This window comes from Gilliamella bombi, from assembly GCF_900103255.1.
Classification (GTDB): Bacteria; Pseudomonadota; Gammaproteobacteria; order Enterobacterales; family Orbaceae; genus Gilliamella; species Gilliamella bombi.
Window position 1 is genome coordinate 1 of the sequence record NZ_FMWS01000126.1, and the last position, 1,698, is coordinate 1,698.

A 1,698-nucleotide genomic window follows, 5' to 3' on the forward strand; every position below is an offset into this window, starting at 1 on the left:
TCTTTTTCGGTTTTTATCATCGAGTACATCAACTTTTAACCATCGGGATAATAGGGATTATCTTATTTTTTAATCCCATATAGGATCAAACATTAAAGGTTCTGCACTGTCATTTTCACATTTAAGAAACGTAATATTCTTGCCATTCTTTTTTATTAAAATCCCTGCATTATCAAGAGATGTATTTACTTCATAATGCCAAATATTTTTTTTAAAAACTAATGAATTTATTAAAACTTTCTGATCTGAAATTTCTTTCCGCAACTCTAATTCTATTTTGTTTTTATTACCATATCTGTATATTAGATCACCTTTATCAAAATAATTATAACAAATGGATAATTGCTTATTTCCTATTTGACAACCAAAGGCATCCATTTCAATTAGATTTTTATTATATGTACATAAAGAATGATCTTTAAAAAAGATTTTTTGTCTATAAAAATTACTCAAATCTGGATATTCTGATAGCTTAATTAACCATTTATTTATTTCATATTTTGAAATATTTTGTTTGAATTTATCAGCAAAAATAAACAATAAGCTTTCATAAAAATTTAAAGGATATTCTCCCAAAATATTTTTTTTATTTAATAAAAACATGTTGTCTATAATTTTATTAGTTTCATCACTTCTATTTTCAATATAAGGCTCACCAATTATGTTTCCCATACGTCTCTCAAACGTGATTTTCCCCAATAAAAATAATTTATTATCTTTAGTAGTCAAATATGTTATCGTTAAAGGAGAATTTCCTGTATTAGCTTCAGCAATACCAAATACCCCTAGTTTAGAATAGAACATTTCTCTACTGGAATACCCATTATCACTAACATTATTTTTATAAGTATATAATTGGTTATCAACTTTAATAGTTAATAATTGATATCCTATATAATCTATTGGTTCGGTTTTAGAATATGGACAATATTGATATTTTAAATTCATATGACTACCAGAAAAAGTGGTTATATTTACTTCCTCAAATGAGTCTTCATCACATTTTGTTGTATTAGCAAATGCAAAATTCACTAACAGTACACTGAATATAATTATTTTATTCATTTATAATTCCAATATTTTACTTGTTTATAGCTTTTCATAGATTTCTTTTATAAGAACATCATAATTATTCTTTTTATAACCACTTCCATTATAATACAAAGCAAATGAATCCCATTTTTTTGATTTTAATGCTTCCAAGGCATTTTTATTCTTCAATAAATAATCTTTTAGTGTAATTAAATGATTTTTTTCTGAATGACTAATTTTATATAGAATATCTTCAATACTTAATTTGTCTGAATGCATATTTGCTCCCATAACTTGAAATTTTCCCCAAGAAGCTGACATTAGAGCTTCTCTAGGTGATAAAGCATATGCTTTTATTAATCGTTCATATTGTTTCGCATAGGAACCATATTTAGTAAATGAAGATTTATTTGATATATCAGGATCATTATCATATTTACCATTAGTTAATTTGTGAAAATAATGTCTCTCAAATAATATTTTAGGAACATGATCCCCTAAATGGGTATAAAAACTCTGATCCTTTGTTTCTTTTATACCTACAGCTTTAAGTGCTTTTGATTCACATCCTAATTCGTTTGCAACTTCTTCATAATCAGCATCGGTTAATAAATCCATATTTTTTCTTTGATTTAAAAAAATAAGAGTGATCCTCGCCAAAAAAGT

The 1,698-nt window shown here is 25.3% G+C and carries 2 protein-coding genes; both read right to left on the bottom strand.

The window, feature by feature from the left end; translation table 11 throughout:
• Positions 1-69 precede the first annotated feature (69 nt).
• Entirely contained in the window at positions 70-1,065 is a 996-nt protein-coding gene (locus B9N71_RS12660) for a hypothetical protein (RefSeq protein ID WP_085166150.1), read from the bottom strand.
• A gap of 24 nt (positions 1,066-1,089) precedes the next feature.
• A partial coding sequence (locus tag B9N71_RS12665; RefSeq protein WP_208610525.1) for an N-acetylmuramidase domain-containing protein occupies positions 1,090-1,698 on the bottom strand: 609 nt, incomplete at its 5' end.